Source organism: Oceanobacillus sp. FSL K6-0118, assembly GCF_038006665.1.
GTDB classification, from domain to species: Bacteria; Bacillota; Bacilli; order Bacillales; family Amphibacillaceae; genus Oceanobacillus; species Oceanobacillus caeni.
This window is the reverse complement of record NZ_JBBOVR010000001.1, coordinates 472,038-488,935: the sequence shown is the minus strand read 5'-3', so window position 1 is coordinate 488,935 and position 16,898 is coordinate 472,038. Positions and strand designations below refer to the sequence as shown.

Below are 16,898 nucleotides of genomic sequence, written 5' to 3'. Positions count from 1 at the left end.
TCTCAAAACGCTCCGAGCAAAAAGACTCGAAGCGTTTTTCTATGTTCATTATATTTAGCTCTATTAATTTAATATTTTAAAGTAACCTATTCCTAAATTTAGTGAACTTCTTGAGTTTTAGACACTTTTTGAATACGTGCAATAATACCTGTAATCGCAATAACAATCAATGCTGGTATCAACCAACCAAGCCCGATTCCGTAAAGTGGCAATACTTGCTCATAGAATTTCAAGATTGGTACCATCCAACCAAAGTTATCCCAACCTAAGGAATCACATAGAGCTGTTAACCCATCAAAAATGCTAATCAAAAAGGTAACTATGGTTGTTGCTACATAAACCATACGTGCATGATTAAATAATGGTGACAAGAACGTTAATATCATCAATACAACTGCTAATGGATATAGGAACATCAATACTGGAACAGAAAATCCAATGATATTAGCTAAACCAAAGTTTGCTATTATAAAAGAGAAAGCAGTAAAGATAACTACAAACATTTTATAACTAATCTTTGGAAGTAATTTATGAAAATATTCAGCGTTTGCTATGATTAATCCAATTGCTGTAGTTAAACAAGCAAGAATAATAGCAACAGCTAACATAATAGATCCTAATGTTCCGAAGTAATATTCTGCTGATCCACTTAGAACAGGTCCACCTGTATCAAATAGTCCAATTCTTCCAGTACTGATAGAACCAAGATAAGCAATACCAACATAAACTACTGCTAAAAGCATGATAGCAACTCCACCTGATTTTGCTGTAGCCGCTAGTACTTCTGATTTAGAAGTCACACCAAATGATTTAACCGTACTAATTACAATAATTCCGAATACTAAGGCTGCTAAGGCATCCATTGTATTATATCCTTCTAAGAACCCTGTCATAAATGCAGCATTTACATATGATCCTTCTGGTGCTTGTTGCGTTCCCATCGGATTAACAAGTGCTGTAATTAAAAGAATTGCTAATAATAACACAAGAGCTGGTGCTAATATTTTACCAACGTTATCGACAAGTTTCGCAGGATAAAGAGAAAATAACAGTACAACTACGAAAAAGATTAATGTAAAAATAAATAGTGCAATTTGTTGAGATCCTTCTGAAACAAAAGTACTAATCCCTACGTCGTAAGCTACTGTACCAGTACGAGGTATTGCGAAAAACGCTCCAATTGTTAAATACAATAAAGATGTAAAGAAAACACCGTATCCAGGACTAACCCTGCTAGCTAAATCCTGCAAATCACGGCTTCCCGAGAATCCCATAGCAAGGATTCCTAGAAGTGGTAATCCTACTCCTGTAATTAAGAATCCTATAATAGCTGGTGTTAAGCTTGTCCCTGAGTATTGACCAAGCTGTGCTGGGAAGATTAAGTTCCCTGCTCCGAAGAATAATGCAAATAGCATAAATCCTATCGCAATATAATTAGAAGTTGATAGCTTTTTCTTCATTAAAGGTTCCCCCTGAGTTGTTTTATTAATCCAAACTTTCATTAAGTATTTAAAATGCAATATATCGGATGAACCCTATCATACTATCATTTCTAGCAAAATGCAATATATCACAGAGAAAAAGTTAATATTTTTTGTCTAGAGTGATTAATTTGATAATTTAGGTTGAATAAGACTTTAAATACTATAGACATTTGTAAAAAAAAGTTATACCATTTTAGTTAATTCACAATAAACAAGAGGTATTAGAATGGAAATATCAAACAAACTTAAACAATTACCAACACAATTTTTTGCTACTCTAGTTACAAAGGTAAATACAGCTATAGAAGAAGGCCGTGATGTCATTAATCTTGGGCAAGGAAATCCAGATCAACCAACACCTTCGCATATAGTAGAGGCTTTACAACATGCAGCTGCCGACCCAAAGTCTCATAAATACTCTCCCTTTAGTGGTACGTATGAATTTAAAAAAGCTGCAGCTGACTTTTATAAACGGGAATATAACATTGAAATAGATCCCAATACAGAAGTAGCTGTTCTTTTTGGGACTAAAATTGGATTAGTTGAACTACCACTTGCTGTAATGAATGAAGGAGAATTAATGCTTTTACCTGACCCAGGTTATCCTGACTACTTATCTGGGGTTTCATTAGCGAATGTTAAATATGAAACGATGCCATTGCTAGAAAAAAACAATTTTTTACCTGATTATGATGTATTAACGGAAGAACAAAAGAAAAATGCTAAACTTCTTTACTTAAATTATCCGAATAATCCCACAGGCGCTACTGCAGACATTCCTTTTTTCCAGGATACGGTTGAACTGGCCAAACAATATAATATCGGAATTGTTCATGATTTTGCATATGGAGCAATTGGCTTTGACGGAGAAAGGCCTGTTAGCTTCCTGCAGGCAGACGGTGCAAAAGAAGTTGGTATAGAATTATATACTCTATCAAAAACATATAATATGGCTGGTTGGAGAGTTGGCTTTGCTGTAGGAAATAAAAAAATGATTGAAGCCATTAACTTACTCCAGGACCATTTATTTGTAAGTTTATTCCCAGCAGTGCAGTACGCCGGTGCTAAAGCCTTAACAAGCGAGCAAGACTGTGTAGATGAATTAATGAAGCTTTACGAAGGCAGACGGAATGCTTTTATACAAGAATGTAAACGGATTGGTTGGAATGTGAAGGCACCTAAAGGTTCTTTTTTTGCCTGGCTACCTGTCCCAGAAAAGTATAGTAGCGAAGAGTTTGCTGATCTTTTATTAGACAAAGCAGATGTAGCGGTTGCTGCCGGTAAAGGTTTTGGAGAATATGGAGAGGGATATATTCGAGTTGGCTTACTAGTAGATGAAGATCGCTTAATAGAAGCAGTTCAGAGAATAGAAAGGTTAGAGATATTTTAGTATTTTTTATCGGCTAAAAAACGGGCGGAACCTATTATTAGATTCCGTCCGTTTTCTTTAATCCATTTGTTTAATTTTCCAAATATCTGTTGCGTACTCACGAATGGTCTGGTCGCTCGAAAACTTACCGGAGTAAGCAATATTCGTAACACTCATATTCATCCATGTTGTTCTATTTCGATAAGCCCGCTCCGCAAGTTCATGCGCTTCAAGATAAGGCTCAAAATCTTTCAATACAAAATACGGATCATTATGGTAGAGAATATTGTAGAAGATATCTTTAAATTCAATATTATGGATTCCAAACTCACCTTGATTCAATTGGTCTAGAATTAGTCTAACACGGTCATCTGTATTATAAATATCGCGGGCATTATAGCCACCATTTTGATAATAATCTAATACTTCGTCCGCATTTAGTCCAAATATAAAAATATTATTTTCCCCTACTAAATCGTATATCTCTATATTAGCACCATCCATTGTACCTAAAGTGACGGCGCCATTCATCATCATTTTCATATTTCCAGTCCCGGAAGCTTCCTTACTTGCAGTGGATATTTGTTCACTAATATCCGCCGCCGGAATTATTTTCTCTGCAAGACTAACATTGTAATTCTCAAGGAAAATTACTTTCAGCTTTCCATTAATATCCTTATCATAATTAACGATAGAGGCTACCGTATTGATTAACTTAATGATTTCCTTTGCCAAATGATAACTCGGAGCCGCCTTAGCCCCGAAAATAAAGGTACGCGGTGTCACATCCTGATTAGGATTAGCCTTTAATTCATTATACAAATAAATAACATGGAAAATATTAAGTAATTGGCGTTTATATTCATGCAATCGTTTAATTTGTACATCAAAAATAGATTGATCATCCACAAGAATGCCCGTTTGTTGATGTATATAATTAGCTAGTATTTTTTTATTCTCATGTTTTACTTGGTCAAACTTCTCTAATAAAGCTTTGTCATTGGAATACTTTAATAAACTAATCAGTTGCTTAGGTCGTTTAATCCATTGCGTTCCGATAGCTTCAGAAATAACATTAGAAAGCTTTGGATTTACTTGTAATAACCAACGCCTGTGTGTTATCCCATTTGTTTTATTATTAAATTTATTAGGAAATAAAGTATAGAAATCTTTCATTTCCTGCTTCTTTAAAATTTCGGTATGGATCCTTGCAACTCCATTCACACTAAAGCTTCCAACAATAGCAAGCCTAGCCATATGAACCCTACCATATGCAATAACAGCAAGGTCAGGAATTTTATCCCGCAATTCCTTATGATCAAACCATATCGATTTACAGAAGCGCTCATTTATTTCATCAATAATCATATAAATCCTTGGTAATAAGTTTTGAATCATTTCTTCTGGCCAGGTTTCTAATGCTTCACTTAAAGTCGTATGATTGGTATAAGCTAGAACATGAGTGGTAATTTCCCATGCAGTATCCCAATCCAATCTTTCCTCATCCATCAAAATCCGCATTAACTCTGGAACCGCAAGACTGGGATGTGTATCATTGATTTGAATGACCACCTTTTCAGGTAGTCTACTGATGGGAAGTCGATAATTTTTCTTAAAGCTTCTAATAATATTTTGAATACTTGAAGAAACAAGGAAATATTGTTGCTTTAATCTCAATTCTTTTCCTTCATAATTGGAGTCATCTGGATAAAGAAAACCTGAGATTTGTTCTATGGAATGTTGATGATCCAAATCATGGTAAAATTCACTATTTTCTTCTTGCCCAGCTTCCTGATAAGCCACTGGTTCCGCGCTCCAAAGTCTTAACGTGTTTACAACCTCATTTTGATATCCTAAAACTGGTATGTCATATGGTACGGCGAGTACTTTATCAGTATTCTCATATTTAAACTCTAAGGAACCATCATTTCGTTTGAACATATGTACCTTACCATGAAATTGAATAACAAATGCCTCTTCTTCCTTCCTCGTCTCCCAGGGATACGGTTCTTTTAGCCAATAATCTGGTAGCTCTACTTGGTTACCATGAATAATTCTTTGTTCGAATAATCCATAACGGTAACGAATACCGAACCCATGCCCAGGGTAATACAAAGAGGCTAATGAGTCTAAAAAACAAGCAGCGAGTCTCCCAAGTCCTCCATTACCAAGTCCCGCATCCCTTTCTTCTGCAAACACAAGTTCAGAACAAAAGCCTAGGTCTTCAAGTGCTTCTTTCGCGATATTCAACAATCCACTATTAAGAAGATTACTTTCCAATAATCTTCCAATTAAAAATTCCATTGATAAATAATACACTTGCTTCAAATTTTTATCTTGATATCTTTTAATTGTTTCATACCATTTTGGCATAATTTCGTCATTCACAATAGATGCAAGCGCATAATAAATATCCTTATTAGAAGCAGTACTTACTTCCACTCCTTTTTCGGTGATTAATTTCTTTTTAAGCTTTTCTTTTAAATCATTTGCTGTCAATTGTGACAAGAAGCCATCTCTCCCTAACCGTATATTGGGGTTGGTACTAGTTTTTCATATAGTTCCACATATTTCTCTGCGGAATTTTTCCATGTAAATTGACTCCTATTTACATTTCGAATCAACTGTTGGTATTGCTCATGATCATGATAAATTTCTAACGAATATTTAAGAACATGGAGTAAGTCATGTGCATTATAATTCGTAAAACTAAAACCGTTACCTTCTCCCGTTATTTCATTATAAGAGGTAACTGTATCTTTAAGTCCTCCGGTTTCACGTACAATTGGTACTGTTTTATACTGTAAAGCAATTAGCTGAGCTAAGCCACATGGTTCAAATTGGGAGGGCATTAAGAAGAAATCAGCACTTGCATATAACCGTCTAGCTAATCCTTCATCAAAAGTAATTAAACTTTTGAACTTTTCAGGATAACGATTAGCAACCTCCGAAAAGTAATGTTCAAATTCATGATCTCCTGTCCCCAAAACAATGAACTGTACATCTTCTTGTAAAAACTCATCTAAAATATGCTGAACGAGATGGAACCCCTTTTGTTCCACTAATCTAGAAATAATAACATATAAAGGCATACCTAAATCCATTTCCATATTAAGTTCTTCACCAAGTGCTAATCGATTCTCTACTTTTTTCGAACGAGCCGAACGATAATTAAATGAAACATGAGGGTCTGTCATTGGATTATAATCTTTAGGGTCTATACCATTTAAGATTCCAGCTAAATCTCGTTCTCGATCTAATAGAACTTGGTGTAACCCTTCACTATAAAATGGATATTTAATCTCCTCCGCATAGGTTGGGCTTACTGTTGTAATTTTATCGGCATGGAACAGGGCGCCTTTGAGGCAATTTAACATCCCGTTCCATTCCAACCCACCAATATGCTCCCGATCCAAATTAAAGAAATCCTCAAAAATATCGACTGGCATCATGCCTTGATACTTAATATTATGAATGGTAAATACTGTTTTCATATCATTAATTGGTTTTAAAATATTTGCCAATACGACTGCAATAGCTGCCTGCCAATCATGTGCATGAAGAATATCCGGTTTAAATAATCCTTGATTTAAAAACTCCATAACGGCATGACTAAAATAAACAAACCGCTCCCCATCATCGTAATATCCATAGATCCCTTTTCTGGTGAAATAATAATCATTTGCTACAAAGTAATAGATTACTTGATTATGTTTTAATGTGTATACTTCTGCATCCTGATTTCTCCAGCCAAAAGGGACATCAAAGGATGTTACATATTCCATTTTTTCTTTCCATTCAGCCGAAATTTCATCATACATTGGTAAGATAACTCGGACTTCCATTTGTTCTTGTTTCAAAGCTTGTGGGAGCGAACCTATTACATCACCCAGCCCTCCTGTTTTTATGAAAGGTGTCGATTCTGAGGCAACAAATAATATATTCTCCATTCCATATCTTCCCTTTCCAATTATTATTCAAAAATCCTTATATATCACTCCGTTTTGCCACAACATATGGTTTATCCTTAGACCCGATAATTCGTTGCCCTTTCTTTACATGAACATCCTTATCCAAGATTACATTTTCTAAATATACGTCTTCTTCAATCGTACAACGCTGCATAATAATAGAGTTTTTAATCTGTGCCCCTTCATTCACGATGACCCCACGGAAAAGAATGCTTTTGTCCACTTCCCCCTCGACCTCACAACCATTAGCTAGAATGGATTGTTTGACACTCGAAGGATTATAGTATTTCGCTGGTGGATTACTCGATACTTTTGTTTTCACAAATGGAGGGTTGAAGAATAACTCTAAATAATTATCCTCAATTAATAGGTTCATATTATGTCGGTAATAACTTTCGATGGAATTAATAAATGCTCCGTAACCCTTGTATCGATACATAACAACTCTAAGATCCGCTAACTTCTCCTTTATTCCATGAACAAAAAAGTGATCCCGATTATACGCAATACAATCATCCACTAATTCCATTAATAAAGATCTATTAATAATGTAGGCACCTGTAAATAACAATGGATTTGTCTGCTCATTCGTTATATCTTCCACCCAACCTAAATCATCCGCACAAATACGAAAATATGGGATATGCTCTTCTCTTAATTCCTCAGCCACCGTTGTAACTAGTGTCACATCAGCGCCGCGATCAATATGGTATTTAAAGGCCTCATCATAATCTATATTTGCTGTAAATTGGCTTCCACTGATTAATACGTAATCAGATTTCCCACGATTAAAATAGTCCCTATTATTATGGAAAAATTGTAAATCTCCTTTTGAAACATCACTCGGATCATTCCAATCCGGTGGTAAAATATATAATCCACCATTTCTGCGATCCAAATTCCAATTTTCCCCTGTACCCAAATGATCTGATAAAGAGCGGTATTTCGATCTAGCAAAAATAGCTACTTCGTTAATACCGGAATTAACCATATTGGATAAAGCAAAGTCAATCATTCTATATCTACCGGCAAAAGGAATAGAAGCATGGGTTCTGAAATAAGTTAATTCATTAAAGACGTGATGTTCATGCTCCAAATTTATTAAACCCATCATCGTTTTCATTGTTTTCCTCCTCCCGTCATTGCCAACATACCATTTAATATTTCCTGATTAATCACCATAGGTTCATCATTATCACCGACATGAATATTAGTCCCTTCAGGAATCACTGTATTTTCCATCACAATGACCCGATGAAGGTTTGAGTTTCTCCCTACTTTTACCCCCGAATGTAAAATAGACTGTGAAACGGTACTACTCTTTTCTACTTTGGCATTACTAAATAAAACAGATTTTTCAACCTTCCCGTAAACAAAGCAACCAGAATTAATCAATGAATGCCTCACCGTCGCATCTTTACCGATAAATTGTGGAGGATAATTCGAATCTTGCGTATGAATACGCCAGCTATTATTATCAAGAGAAAGTCCACTCTGCTCATTATTCAGTAAATCCATATTCGCTTCCCAATAACTTTGAATCGTACCGACATCTTTCCAGTATCCATCAAACTCGTATGCATATAGGCGTTTTTCATCACCTAACATTGCAGGGATAATATCTTTTCCAAAGTCGTGACTAGATGTCTTCCTCATTGCGTCTTGAATTAAATATGCTTTTAATGTTTCCCAAGTAAATATATAGATTCCCATAGAAGCTAAATTACTTTGTGGATGCTCTGGTTTCTCCTCAAATTCATAAATTCTTAAGCTATCTGTTGTATTTAAAATACCGAAACGGGATGCCTCTTCCCAAGGCACCTTGATTACGGAGATAGTTGCATCTGCTTTCGTCCGTATATGTTGATTGAGTAGCTTTTGATAATTCATTTGATAGATATGGTCACCTGAAATAACAAGAACATATTTAGGATTATATTGATTGATAAAATGAATATTTTGATAGATAGCATCAGCAGTTCCGGAATACCAATCTCCACCTGTTTTAGCTGTATACGGCGATAATACACTAACACCACCATACCTACGATCCATATCCCAAGGCTTCCCATTTCCAATATGTCTGTTAAGTTCCAATGGTGAATATTGTGTCAGTACTCCCAAAGTTTGGATATTTGAATTGGAGCAATTACTTAAAGTGAAATCTATAATTCTATATTTTCCTCCGAAAGGTACTGCTGGTTTTGCTATTTGATTGGTTAATGCTCCCAATCGTTTTCCTTCTCCCCCTGCTAAAAGCATACCTACGCATTCTCTCAAAAAACATCGCTCCTTTTTGAACACTCCGTTTAGTTGTTTACTTTTTTAAATATCGTGACTGCTAGTGGCGGTATCTTTATCTTTATATGTTGGGCTAGCCCATGCCACTTTTCAGGAAAACTAAAATGTTTATTCTCGTTCAGTTGTCCTGACCCCCCATATTTTTTCTGGTCAGAATTAAAGATTTCCTCGTAGATTCCTGAAGTTGGAACCCCAACTTTGTAGTCGTAATATACATTTGGGGTGAAATTACAAACAATAATAATTTCTTTATCTTTACTCTTTCTTCTAAAAGCTATAATACTTTGATCTATATTGTGTGGATCAATCCACTCAAAACCATCTGGGTCGTGATCAAGTTCAAAAAGTTCTGGATTCTTTAGGTAAAAGCGATTTAGTTCTTTAACATATTGGAAGATTCCATGATGTAATGGATAATCTAAAAGATGCCAATCTAACTGTTCCTTATCCTTCCATTCAGCATATTGAGCTAACTCAGCCCCCATAAATATTAGTTTTTTCCCCGGATGACAGGTCATATATCCATATAGCAATCTTAGGTTTGCAAACTGTTGCCATTGGTCTCCAGGCATTTTATCTAGTAAAGACTTTTTCCCATGTACAACTTCATCATGGGAAAGTGGTAAAAGAAAGTTTTCTGAATGTGTATACATGAAAGAAAAGGTTAATAAATTATGATGCCATTTTCTGTGGACAGGGTCTTTTTTCATGTACGATAACATGTCATTCATCCAACCCATGTTCCATTTAAAATTAAAGCCAATTCCACCAGAGTAAGTAGGTGCCGTTATGAGTGGTAGATCGGAACTATCCTCTGCCATCATTAACGCACTAGGTTCATAGGAAAAAATTACTTCGTTCAGTTTACGTAAAAAGGCATATGCTTCTAAATTTTCTTCGCCCCCATACGTGTTATAAATCTTTTCTTCCCAATCTTGGCGGTCGAAATTTAAATACAACATACTTGCTACAGCATCTACGCGAATTCCGTCCAAATGATATTCTTCTAGCCAATATAATGCATTTGAAATTAGAAAACTTTGTACTTCTGGACGACCAAAGTCAAATGTAAGTGTCCCCCAAGTTGATTTCTCTGCCTTTTTCGGATCAGCGTACTCATAAAGCGGCTTTCCATCAAATCTCCTTAGGGCAAAATCATCCTTACAAAAATGCCCAGGAACCCAGTCCATAATCACTCCTAATTCGTTTGCATGGCATTGATCTACGAAGTACTTAAAATCATCAGGACTTCCATACCTCGCCGTAACAGAAAAATAGCCAGTAATTTGATATCCCCAAGATAAATCAAATGGGTGTTCAGCCAAGGGTAATAATTCGATATGTGTATACCCAAGAGATTTAACATAGGGAATTAACTTCTTTGCTAACTCTCTATATGTATAAAATTCTCCTGATTCCTTCTTTTTCCATGAACCTAAGTGAACTTCATAGATAGAAATTGGGGAAGTGTGAGGATTATAAACTTCCTTCTTTTTACTCCAATGATCATCCTGCCAATGATATGTGGAGGGACTTAATGTTAGTGAAGCCGTACCCGGTCTAAGCTCTGACTTCCTAGCATATGGATCTGCCTTCATTCTTACCTCACCTGAAGGAGAGATAATTCGATATTTATATGCTTGGTTTTCTTTAACGTCTGTAAAAAAACCAACCCATAGCCCTTCATGATTTAACCTCTCCAAAAAATGAAACTCACCATTCCAGTCGTTAAAGTCCCCGACAACAGATATCTCATTTGCATTTGGAGCCCATACCACAAAACGAAACCCTTGCTTGCCTTCCCATTCTATTAAATGACAACCTAAAAAATGTTGACTACGGTAATTTGTTCCCTGATGAAATAAATAGATATCTTGTTCGGTTATATGGTAATTCATTGAGTGCATTTCCTCCTAGTTTAATAAGCAAGGATCTTACATAACGAAAAAAATATGGTTGATCCTTCAAATACACGGTTAATTATAAGATGAATAACCATTCACTTCAATCAGTTTTCAGAAGATTCGTTCGACAATTAATGACCCCGAAAACTGCAATGCATCACGTTTTGTCGAATGACGTTAATTATCTGTAAACTTTGTTTAAACGGGATATTAAATGGTTATAATTTTCCTAATAGTTTATATTTCCATTTTATTCACTATTACATATACTAAAGAAGTGTATAGTTTATTAAAGGAGTTGCTTTCTTTGGAAAACAAGGTTGCGTGGATAGACGATATTCATGAAATAACTGTAATAGGCGACATGGAGAGTTTATTTGTAAATGGGCAATCCCCATTCATTTACATTGAAAACAAACAGAGTTATATCCAGACCAAAGCCGAAAAGATAAACCATTCGAAAGCTAGAATTCGTTATCATGAGGAACTACCAATCGGGGAGAATTTATTCCTATTATGGAATGATATAAAAATTCCTATCTATCCAGGAGCCATTGTACGAACGAAGTGGTTTGACGAAAACTATTCTAATTTGGACGTAGAGCTTGGCGCTATTTGCCATTCGGCTTCAACAACCTTTTCTATATGGGCCCCTACCGCAACCGTAGTAAAAGTAGAATTAGATAGTGATAAAAAACTTCCTTTAAAAAGGCAAAACAGAGGAGTGTGGACTCTAACAGTAGATGGAGATTGGCATGGTTGTTCTTATATTTATGAAGTAACATTGAATGGAAAAACTACTCTAGTCAATGATCCCTATGCCAAAGCGATGCTCCCAAACAGTGAAAAAGGAATCATCGTTGACTTCACTAGAACAAAGTCATTAAAAGACAGTACAGTTTCCAGACCAAAACGAAAAAGTTTACAGGATGCTATTATTTATGAATTACATGTAAGGGACGCAACAGTTCATGAAAATAGCGGTGTAAGAAATAAAGGTAAGTTTGTAGGGCTAGCAGAGAAAAACACTACCAATTCTAATCGTTACTCAACAGCCTTATCTTATATAAAAGATTTAGGCGTAACCCACGTTCAATTACTGCCCATTAATGACTTCGCCCGAGTTAATGAATTAGAACCAGATACTTCTTATAATTGGGGTTATGACCCATTATTTTTTCAAGTTCCTGAGGGGAGCTATTCTTTAATTCCTAAAGACCCTATAGCAAGAATCAATGAATGTAAAACAATGATAGAATCTTTTCATCAAGAAGGAATCTCTGTTATTTTAGATGTCGTCTATAATCATGTTTTTGTAATGGAGGAGTCTCCGTTTGAAAAAATAGTTCCTGGCTACTACTTCCGATATCGTCCAGATGGAATGATTAGTAATGGAACTGGGGTTGGGAATGACATTGCTTCAGAAAGACAGATGGTTAGGAAATTCATTCTGGATACGATAAGTTTTTGGTTAGAGGAATATCAAATTGATGGCTTTCGCTTTGATTTGATGGGAGCACTTGATATTGAAACAATGAGGCAAATTCATGACCGCTGTAAAAAGGAACCTAGCCCTATTATGCTTTTAGGAGAAGGTTGGGAATTGGATACTGCTTTACCTTCCCATCTTAAAGCAACAAGTAAAAATTCTCATGAGTTAAATGGGGTTGGCTACTTTAATGATTTATTTCGGGATACAATAAAAGGAAATTTATTTTCCCACCACGATACTGGCTTTGTGAATGGAAATGGGCGTTATGTTGAACGACTTGCCCATTTGGTAACAGGATCTGTATTAGAAGAATACGGTATTCCCTTTGTTTCTAATATGAATCAAACAATCAATTACGTGGAGTGTCACGATAATCATACCCTATGGGATCGGCTTTTATTAACGAATCCGGATGCGAGTGAAATGGAACGTAAAAAAATGCATCAATTAGCTACTGGATTAACACTATTAAGCCAAGGAATTCCATTTATTCATGCAGGCCAAGAATGGTTTCGAACGAAGCAAGGTGTGGAAAACAGTTATATATCTAGTGATGAAATTAATCAACTAGACTGGGATAGACGTGAATTAGAAGATAATAATGTTCAGTTCGTAAAATCACTTATTTCTCTTCGTAAAAAGTATGAAGTTTTTCATCTAAGTTCAAAGGATGAAATAAGAAGGAGATTTCATCCTTTGGTGACACCAGCCCCTATTTTTGGTTTTACATTATTGGGAGATGATGTCGATTTCTCTATTTATGTAAATCCTACGAACAAAAAAGTCCCCCTACAATTGCCATCATCGGGGAAATGGGTTGTTACACTAAGCAATATCCAATCTAGTAATAAACAAGTTATAGGAGAATTTACTTCCATCAATCCCTTTGAACTATTAGTGTTTAAAAAGTATCGAAAAGTAACGAGGAAAGAAGAAGGCACCAAACGATTCGCTAATGCTAAAGAATAAGTGGAAGACGAACAGATTGTTACTGCTGTTCGTCTCTTTAACATTTATTCAAACGATAAATTAATATACGTTCATATGGATCCTTATCATACATCTTTGGTATTTTAATTTCGGATATTAACTCAAATAATGTTTCATTTTCCAAAAAGAAAATATAATCATCATGTGGATAATATAAGATAATATCTACTTCACGTTTCTTTTGCTCAAAGGAAACCAGTATATTTTTAACTACTTTTCGGAAAATATTAATCGAAAACGGGTTAAAAAAGTAAAAACGATTATCCTCTTTTTTAATTTCATACTCCTCTGCTAAACAATTAAGGAAAAACATTTTGTCCGATTTCCTTTTTGTCTTTGCCATATAGTGATTTTTATTATCAATCGCCTTTTTATAAAATTCCTCATTCCTCTCAATACCTATAATGGATGAATGGTAAAAGTAATGAATATAGAAATTTAAACGGCCTAAACCACAGCCGAAGTCAACAATATAGTCAGTCTGTTTGACAGGGTAAATCGTAAACAAGAGTTCTAATACATCATAAGGTGTTGGTTCATATGGATGGTAATGTATGGTATTCCCATTGGTATAGGCATTCTTGTGATCTTGGGTTTTAATATTAAGCAATTTATCATAATAATATTCTTTCATGTCGATTCTCCATAATAGTTGATTCTGTTTAATAGCAGGGTCCTTTTTACATGTTAACCGTTCATAACCTTCACATAAAATATTCTTCTAACGTCAATCCACTTAAATCAAAAAAGTTCAAATGAATCATAAAAATTAGTATATGAAAATAGTCGTATTTATTAATTCGTGAATATACTGTATTAAACAGACCGTTACAATACTTATTTATACCTCGTTAATTCTTTACAAAAAGGAAGGGAATTATGGCAAAACTAAAGGTGTTAGATGATTCGTTCCAAAATTTAAGTCAAAAAAACATGTCATTTGAACAGGTCTTTGAAAATATCGTTCAATTTATGAGAAATGACCCGAATGGGAATTACCGTTTAATGTTTGGAACGGATTCACAAGTACATGGCTATTATACTAAATTTATTACTGGAATAGTAATTCAGCGCGAGAAAAAAGGGGCATGGGCATGTATACGAAAAATAAATGTACCTCGTAAGATGACAAACCTTCACGAACGTATTTCTTATGAAACGACTTTGACAGAAGAAATTGTATCCATGTTTACCGAAGAAAGAAAAAGCCAATTAATTGATATTATTTTGCCGAATATTTATAAAGGTGCTTCCTTTACTATCGAAGGACATCTCGATATTGGCTCAGGCAACCGAAACAAAACAAGAATCTTTGTAAACGAAATGGTATCTAGAATGGAATCCATTGGTGTAGAACCAAAAATAAAACCAGAATCCTTTGTAGCAAGCTCCTACGCAAACCGTTATACGAAATAAATAATAGGGGCTGTCGTTAAATAAACTCACTTAAGGCAGCCTCTATCATCTATTCGTCAAACAGCCTAAAAACACTGGAAATACCTAATTATATTGATTAAATCTAAGTCTCTAGGATATACTTTTAACAACTTGTATTTTTAGAAAACTGATGAATACTAGAAATATCTATCTAACAATGAAAGAAGGCAAGGAAACTTGTATCATATAGTAGAAGAAAGAATCAAAGAATCGATCGAAAATGGTGAATTGGATAACCTTCCAGGAAAAGGTGAACCTCTTAATCTAAGAGAAGAGTATCAAGGATTATCTCCAGAAATTAGAAGGACCTTTAAAATACTCAAAACTGCAGGATATATCCCAGAGGAGAAAGAAAAAGAAAATTTAACCTTTAAAGACTTACATCAATTTGCTACTGGGATGGAAAGCGAGCAAATACAATTTGAACGTAAAAGGCAATTTGAATCCTTTGTAAAAGAAAGAAAACTCAAGAAAAATCCTTCATTTCGTCATTACGCGAAAAAAATATATAACAAATTACTTTCTTAAGTATTGGGAACAATTGGATACCTCATATATAATAAAAGTATTCGTAATTGAAAGGAGTTTTTATTTGGCTAAGTTTTTTACAACCAAACGGATTATTATTGCAGTTTCACTTATATTAATTGCAATTATTCTATATTTCTATTCTTCCGCTTTCATGCCTTTAATATTAGCCACGGTTACAGCTTTCGTCTTAGAACCTTTAGTTCGGTTCCTGCAGAAACATTTAAAGCTGAAAACTAGGGCACCTGCAGTATTAATTTCATTTCTTTTGTTTGTTTTAAGTATCGCCTTTATATTTTATGTTGCTATCACTAGAGTCGTAAATGAAACAATACGATTTGCTGAAAGATTACCTTATTACATTATTGATATCAATGTCTTCATCGAAAAATTGCTCGAAGATATTAATAAAACTGCGGCGGGACTTCCACCTATTTTTATAAATGAAATGGAAGGACAGATTTCTAACCTTCTAGAATGGTTGACCAATATGGCGCAGGGAATGATACCGATACTAGCGGGTTGGATCCAAGGAATTCCAAATTTAGTCGTTGTTATTATTATCTATTTAATCGCGTTATTTTTAATAAGTATAGACCTTCCAAAATACAGAAAAATATTTTACTCCAAATTCCGTGAAGAAAATGCTGAAAAAATCCAATATATCTTACAACGCTCCACACGGTTTTTTACAGGCTTTATAAAAGCACAGCTTTTAGTTAGTATTATTATTTTTATCGTAACGTATATCGGTCTAATCTTTATTTCTCCACATAATGCACTTGTTATGTCCTTAATTGTTTGGTTTATCGATTTAATTCCAATTATCGGTTCCATTGTTATCCTTGCACCATGGGCATTATTTGATTTAATAGCTGGAGATACGAATACAGGAATTCAATTACTTGTTTTAGCTGCCATATTATTAATCATACGCAGAACGGTCGAACCAAAAGTTATGGGAGACCAAATTGGTTTACCTCCACTTCCAACTTTAATTGGTTTATGGTTAGGTTTGTACTTCTTCGGCATCATTGGATTGATTATCGGTCCATTATCCATCATCGCCATACTGTCAGCAAAAGAAGCTGGACTTATTAAATTGGATTTTAAAATATAACATCCAAAAGAGGATGGGACATAACGAAATGTTTAACTCAAAAGACGAACAATCCTACAAAATTAGTGGAGGAAATATACGTAGACTCCTGCGGGGAAAAAGGCCTGGGTGAGACCCCGCAGTGCGTTAGCACGAGGAGGCTCACCAGCCGCCCGCGGAAAGCGAAGTATATTTCCGTAGCGGTTTATCTACTCCATAACTTCTGTAAAGTTCGGATTTCCCTTTTGATAAAACATTTTTGTCCCAACCTCTTTTTTGTCTAAGAAGGGGTATCTACTAAAAAAATTTATTTAAATATAGAA

Annotated in this window: 12 protein-coding genes; 5 read left to right on the top strand and 7 right to left on the bottom strand. The window is 34.9% G+C overall.

Annotated elements, in window-relative coordinates:
* Positions 1–98 precede the first annotated feature (98 nt).
* On the bottom strand, positions 99–1,460 hold the full coding sequence (gene brnQ / locus MHI02_RS02500; protein ID WP_047184519.1) for a branched-chain amino acid transport system II carrier protein: 1,362 nt from the start codon (positions 1,458–1,460) through the stop codon (positions 99–101).
* A 250-nt stretch (positions 1,461–1,710) separates the two neighbouring features.
* On the opposite strand from brnQ, the gene MHI02_RS02495 reads away from it, so the two are divergent.
* A complete protein-coding gene (locus tag MHI02_RS02495) occupies positions 1,711–2,874 on the top strand; it encodes a pyridoxal phosphate-dependent aminotransferase (protein WP_047184518.1) in 1,164 nt (387 codons plus the stop codon).
* A 57-nt stretch (positions 2,875–2,931) separates the two neighbouring features.
* On the opposite strand, the gene MHI02_RS02490 is transcribed toward MHI02_RS02495, so the two are convergent.
* From MHI02_RS02490 to glgB, 5 genes are read right to left on the bottom strand one after another with little or no spacing between them, the layout of a single operon-like run.
* Positions 2,932–5,361: a glycogen/starch/alpha-glucan phosphorylase gene (locus MHI02_RS02490; protein ID WP_047184517.1), complete on the bottom strand. Its 2,430-nt coding sequence runs from the start codon at positions 5,359–5,361 to the stop codon at positions 2,932–2,934.
* Positions 5,362–5,375: 14 nt separating this feature from the next.
* On the bottom strand, positions 5,376–6,803 hold the full coding sequence (glgA, locus tag MHI02_RS02485; protein WP_047184516.1) for a glycogen synthase GlgA: 1,428 nt from the start codon (positions 6,801–6,803) through the stop codon (positions 5,376–5,378).
* Positions 6,804–6,840: 37 nt separating this feature from the next.
* Entirely contained in the window at positions 6,841–7,947 is a 1,107-nt protein-coding gene (glgD, locus tag MHI02_RS02480; RefSeq protein WP_047184515.1) for a glucose-1-phosphate adenylyltransferase subunit GlgD, read from the bottom strand.
* Positions 7,944–9,104, bottom strand: coding sequence for a glucose-1-phosphate adenylyltransferase (locus MHI02_RS02475; protein ID WP_084824031.1), 1,161 nt, complete (start codon positions 9,102–9,104; stop codon positions 7,944–7,946). The genes glgD and MHI02_RS02475 overlap by 4 nt, the downstream gene beginning before the upstream one ends.
* 29 nt (positions 9,105–9,133) lie before the next feature.
* The gene (gene glgB, locus MHI02_RS02470; RefSeq protein WP_341165621.1) at positions 9,134–11,023 is read right to left on the bottom strand and encodes a 1,4-alpha-glucan branching protein GlgB; all 1,890 of its coding nucleotides are present in this window, start codon (positions 11,021–11,023) and stop codon (positions 9,134–9,136) included.
* A gap of 313 nt (positions 11,024–11,336) precedes the next feature.
* Between glgB and pulA the strand changes: the two genes are divergently transcribed.
* Positions 11,337–13,490, top strand: a complete 2,154-nt coding sequence (pulA, locus tag MHI02_RS02465; RefSeq protein ID WP_341165620.1) for a type I pullulanase — start codon at positions 11,337–11,339, stop codon at positions 13,488–13,490.
* Between the two features lie 37 nt (positions 13,491–13,527).
* On the opposite strand, the gene MHI02_RS02460 is transcribed toward pulA, so the two are convergent.
* The gene (locus tag MHI02_RS02460) at positions 13,528–14,145 is read right to left on the bottom strand and encodes a methyltransferase (protein ID WP_047184513.1); all 618 of its coding nucleotides are present in this window, start codon (positions 14,143–14,145) and stop codon (positions 13,528–13,530) included.
* 245 nt (positions 14,146–14,390) lie between these two features.
* Here MHI02_RS02460 and MHI02_RS02455 point away from each other — a divergent pair, with 245 nt between their 5' ends.
* The 3 genes from MHI02_RS02455 (at position 14,391) to ytvI (ending at position 16,596) form a co-directional block, all read left to right on the top strand.
* Positions 14,391–14,927, top strand: a complete 537-nt coding sequence (locus tag MHI02_RS02455; protein WP_047184512.1) for a ribonuclease H-like YkuK family protein — start codon at positions 14,391–14,393, stop codon at positions 14,925–14,927.
* Positions 14,928–15,125: 198 nt separating this feature from the next.
* On the top strand, positions 15,126–15,476 hold the full coding sequence (locus tag MHI02_RS02450; protein WP_047184511.1) for a DnaJ family domain-containing protein: 351 nt from the start codon (positions 15,126–15,128) through the stop codon (positions 15,474–15,476).
* Between the two features lie 64 nt (positions 15,477–15,540).
* The gene (gene ytvI, locus MHI02_RS02445) at positions 15,541–16,596 is read left to right on the top strand and encodes a sporulation integral membrane protein YtvI (protein ID WP_047184510.1); all 1,056 of its coding nucleotides are present in this window, start codon (positions 15,541–15,543) and stop codon (positions 16,594–16,596) included.
* Positions 16,597–16,898 lie beyond the last annotated feature (302 nt).

Excerpts from the sequence above, each read along its gene's own strand:
- brnQ (WP_047184519.1), bottom strand. The coding sequence starts at position 1,460 with ATGAAGAAAAAGCTATCAACTTCTAATTATATTGCGATAGGATTTATG.
- MHI02_RS02495 (WP_047184518.1), top strand. The coding sequence starts at position 1,711 with ATGGAAATATCAAACAAACTTAAACAATTACCAACACAATTTTTTGCT.
- glgA (WP_047184516.1), bottom strand. The coding sequence starts at position 6,803 with ATGGAGAATATATTATTTGTTGCCTCAGAATCGACACCTTTCATAAAA.
- glgD (WP_047184515.1), bottom strand. The coding sequence starts at position 7,947 with ATGAAAACGATGATGGGTTTAATAAATTTGGAGCATGAACATCACGTC.
- glgB (WP_341165621.1), bottom strand. The coding sequence starts at position 11,023 with ATGAATTACCATATAACCGAACAAGATATCTATTTATTTCATCAGGGA.
- MHI02_RS02460 (WP_047184513.1), bottom strand. The coding sequence starts at position 14,145 with ATGAAAGAATATTATTATGATAAATTGCTTAATATTAAAACCCAAGAT.
- MHI02_RS02455 (WP_047184512.1), top strand. The coding sequence starts at position 14,391 with ATGGCAAAACTAAAGGTGTTAGATGATTCGTTCCAAAATTTAAGTCAA.